General features: G+C 67.1%; 5 protein-coding genes and 1 tRNA gene. 2 read left to right on the forward strand and 4 right to left on the reverse strand.

All coding sequences use genetic code 11. The annotated features are described in order from the left end of the window. On the reverse strand, nt 1-379 hold a 379-nt coding region (locus ACWDU1_RS30470; RefSeq protein WP_450003761.1), incomplete at its 3' end, for an NAD(P)-binding domain-containing protein. A gap of 139 nt (nt 380-518) precedes the next feature. Between ACWDU1_RS30470 and ACWDU1_RS30475 the strand changes: the two genes are divergently transcribed. Next, complete coding sequence (locus tag ACWDU1_RS30475; protein WP_450003763.1) at nt 519-863, forward strand: winged helix-turn-helix transcriptional regulator; 345 nt, start codon at nt 519-521, stop codon at nt 861-863. Nucleotides 864-879: 16 nt separating this feature from the next. Here ACWDU1_RS30475 and ACWDU1_RS30480 read toward each other — a convergent pair. Together ACWDU1_RS30480 and ACWDU1_RS30485 are read right to left on the reverse strand one after the other, a co-directional pair. Continuing rightward, a tRNA-Ala gene (locus ACWDU1_RS30480) sits at nt 880-952 on the reverse strand. 77 nt (nt 953-1029) lie between these two features. After that, a complete protein-coding gene (locus ACWDU1_RS30485; protein WP_450003764.1) occupies nt 1030-2310 on the reverse strand; it encodes an oxygenase MpaB family protein in 1281 nt (426 codons plus the stop codon). Nucleotides 2311-2566: 256 nt separating this feature from the next. Between ACWDU1_RS30485 and ACWDU1_RS30490 the strand changes: the two genes are divergently transcribed. Continuing rightward, a complete protein-coding gene (locus ACWDU1_RS30490; RefSeq protein ID WP_450003766.1) occupies nt 2567-3217 on the forward strand; it encodes a TetR/AcrR family transcriptional regulator in 651 nt (216 codons plus the stop codon). Between the two features lie 54 nt (nt 3218-3271). On the opposite strand, the gene ACWDU1_RS30495 is transcribed toward ACWDU1_RS30490, so the two are convergent. Next, complete coding sequence (locus ACWDU1_RS30495) at nt 3272-3379, reverse strand: DLW-39 family protein (RefSeq protein WP_327148968.1); 108 nt, start codon at nt 3377-3379, stop codon at nt 3272-3274. Between the last annotated feature and the right edge of the window lie 437 nt (nt 3380-3816).

Genomic DNA, 3816 nt, shown 5'->3' on the forward strand with positions numbered 1-3816 from the left:
CGCCCGCCGACATGAATCCGCCGGAAAGGAATTCGGCGCCGTGCGATCGCACCCACGCGCCGCCCTTGCGAGCGGTCTCCGGGGAGTCCGAGGACAGGTTCGCGATCACCTTGCCGGCGAGCCGGTCGGTCACCGGACCGAGCACGTCGTACATCGCGGCGTAGTGGGTCAGGCTGAGCACGATCACCTCGTTGGCGGCGAGTGCCTCGGCCACGGTCTCGACGCGTTTCGCACCCAGCGCCGCCATCGCGTCGGCCTTGGCCGCGGTGCGGTTCCACACGGTGACCTCGACACCTGCCGCGAGGAAAGCGCGCACCATCGCCTGTCCCATCGGCCCCAGGCCGATGACACTGACGGACCGGCTGTTCTGCTGAGACATGTTCGTGCCCCTTCTCGGTAGTGCTGCGGATGGTTCGGCGCCGGCTCCGATAGTGCGTCGCCGCAGCTAGAGTGGACAAGAACGTACGCCCGGGTGGGGTTGCCCACCTCGAGGTCCGTGATGAGGTCAGGAGGACGCGATGACCGCAGCCGGTGATACGGATCACGATGTCTGTGGCATGTCGCTTGCCATCGATGTGGTCGGTGGCAAATGGAAGATGCACCTCATGTGGATCCTCGGCGAGCAGCCGCGCCGGTTCGGCGAGATCCGCCGCGCACTGACCGGGGTCAGCGAGAAGGTGCTGACGGAGAACCTGCGCCAACTGGAGGCGTCGGGGGTGGTTCTCCGTGAGGTGTACCCCGAGGTGCCGCCGCGCGTGGAGTACTCGCTCACCGCACTCGGCCGGGATCTCGCCGGCGCGCTACGCCCGCTGGAAGAATGGGGCGATCGCCATCGCGATCACCTGATGGGAGCCACCTGCTGACGCGGTGGCGGAGAAGTGGAGCCTAGGGGAATCGAACCCCTAACCCCTGCCTTGCAAAGGCAGTGCTCTGCCAATTGAGCTAAGGCCCCGTGCGGACCGGCGGAAAACCGGCCGCCGCCTGCGAAACAGTAGCGTTCCGGCACGTACACCGTCAAACAAGGGTACGTCACCGCCGCAGCGCGCCCGTGGCCTCGAACTCCGCCTCACGCCCCTGCATCTGCTCGCGGTACCAGTTCTCCCGGTGCCACAGCATCAACTGCTCGTGCAGACGCCCGACAGGAGGAACCCGCCGCAGCAGTTCCACGGCGGTGACCAGCGGAATCCGCGCGATGGGAAGCAGCACCCACGGGAAGGCCGGCGGCATCCGGTACCGGCGGCGCGTAGTGGGCAGCATGAACAACGCCGCGTAAGCGGAGTTGATCCGGTAGTTGTACCGCGCCCGCAGCCTGGCCGGCCCGCGCTGTCCGGCCCGCGGCGCGAAGGCCGCCGGGTAGGACTCGATGAGTTCGGCGCCCTGCGCCCCGGAGTCGTGCGCGCGGGCGACCATGGTCATCGCCATCACCCGCAAGGTATCGGCCACCGTCTCCGGGTGCCAGGTGAGCCGTACACCGAGCAGATGTCCCATGTACTTCTGGAAATGCAGCAGGGCCCGGAACTCCGCGGGAGTGGTCTGGTAACCGAGTGCCCACAGCCCCAGGCCCGGGACGGTGCTGCCGGCGATCAAGGTGAGCAACTGGTAGGTCTGGCTGATCGGCAACCCCCACCGCTCGGTATCCCATTCGGGATGTCGTGCCACGCCCGCACGGACCGAGACGTGCATGATCCGGACCTTCAGCGCGGTGGCCCGGCCCGCCGACCCGGCGGTGAACAGCGCGCCCGGCTCCGAGACATCCATCCAGAACCGGCAGGTCTCCAGGAATCGCCGCAGCGCACTGTCGCCGGCATAGCCGCCGGCCAGCGAAAGCGGTGTGGCCACCGCGGATTCGGTGTACATCTCCAGGGTTTCCGCACCCGCGAAACCGAACAGCATGGTCCCCCACCGGCGCCAGACCGCGGCACCACGCTCGACCAGCTCGGGGCGCACCCACTCGGGTACGGTCTCGAATTCGGCGAACAGCTCACACATGGCCTCCGGGGCCTCGGGCACCGCCCCGATACCCGCGCTCAGGGCGGTATCGAGCATCCGGCGGCCGTGCTCGCGGCCGATATCGCCGTGCAAGACCTCGGCGACGAATCGTTCGGCCACCGGATCACCGGAGAACATATCCCGGCACAGCGCCCACGCCTGTTCGTCGGTGGGGAAGAGTTCGGCTCCGGTGAGCGCCCGCAACCAACGCTGCGCCCGGCGCACTCCCGGGCTCTCCCGCGCCTGCCAGTAGCGAAACGCCTCCGGGCACCGCGGTTCGACGCCCTCCGCGCCGCCCGGAGACTCCACAGTTACCGACATCGTCGCCGCTCCCCTCGCCGGTTCCGGCGACCCGGCCGGTGATCCGTCCGGCCGCTCTGGACCGTACCTGAGTGTACGGAGATACAGTACTCGATAGTATGGAATTCGGTCCGGGTTCGACGAGGCACGGCGAACGGATCTACCCGATTCGGTCCGCCGATCGCCCGCACCGGCGTCGATGGCGGTTTACAGCGAGACCGCGAACCCGGCTCCCCTACCATCGGGGTATGAGACCCAGCGCCGAACCGTCGGACCGATGACGGCGGATTCCCCCGCCACCGACCACCCGGACTCCGCCGACGAACGGCCGGCGCACTCCCGTCCGAAATCGAGAAAGGCGCAGGCGCAGCAACGCCGGAGCCGCCGCAGCGCGCGGCTGTCCTACGACGATTGGGTCGACGGGGCGTTGAATCTGCTGTCACGCGAGGGAGTCGCGGCGATCAGGATCCCGCGGCTGTGCCAGGAACTCGGGGTAACCAAGGGCAGTTTCTACTGGCATTTCGACGATATCGAACAGCTCATGACGGCGATGGCCGATCGCTGGAGCGCCATCCAGAGCGAAACGGTGCGCGATCTGGGCGCCTTCGCGGAGATCCCGGTCGAGGAACGAATCGAGCAGATGGCGGCGATGCTCGTCGACCGGCGGCACTGGCTGGTGGAGACGACGGTCCGGGAATGGTCACGGAGTAATCCGAAGGTCGCGGCCGCGGTACGCACCCTCGATCAGCAGGTCTTCGAAACCGTGCACCGGACGATGCTGGACCTCGGATTCGACGAATATCAGGCCCGGCTGCGGGCCGGGGCGATGGTGTACATCGGTCTCGGACTGATCCACGGCCGGGACAACCTGCCGACGCCGACCACCGCTCAGGTGCACTCGGTCATCGAGCTGCTGGCCCGGCCGTGATCACCCGGCTATCCGGTATCTACCGGATAGCCGGGGACGTCGAATGCGGCGGGCTCAGCGAGTGGTGACCTCATGCCACAGATCGGCGTCGTCACGCTGGCGCAGTTTGTTGATTCCGATGAGGACCGCGGCGACAATTCCGATGGTGAGAACGTATTTCATATTTTCAGCTTAGTGCGCCGTCCGACGGCCCGCTCCCCGGCCTCGGCCGGATTGCCCTTTGCTCGTTCCCGATTCCGGCCGCGCGGTGCGGAGGGAACGAAGGCTTCCATCGAAAAAACAATCGGGTCCGGACGAATTCGTCCGGACCCGATTGTCGTGTTCCAGTGGGTCTAGGAGGACTTGAACCTCCGACCTCTTCGTTATCAGCGCAGAAGTGCCCTGCCGTGGCGTGCTGAATGATGCCGCTGAGCTGGCCGAACGTATCGATTGGTGCCGTTCCGTTCCAGTCCGTACGGGCGGCTCCGGTGCCTTTCTGCTCCTCGGGTGACCACCCACTGGCCCTGCTGGGTGGTGGTCTGCGCATTCAGGGGCTGGCTTCCCTGCCTGCCCCATAGGGCCTGCCTTTCTCGCGTAGAGGCTCCGCGGTCAAGGGTGGC

The sequence above is a fragment of the Nocardia sp. NPDC003345 genome (genome assembly GCF_053589395.1).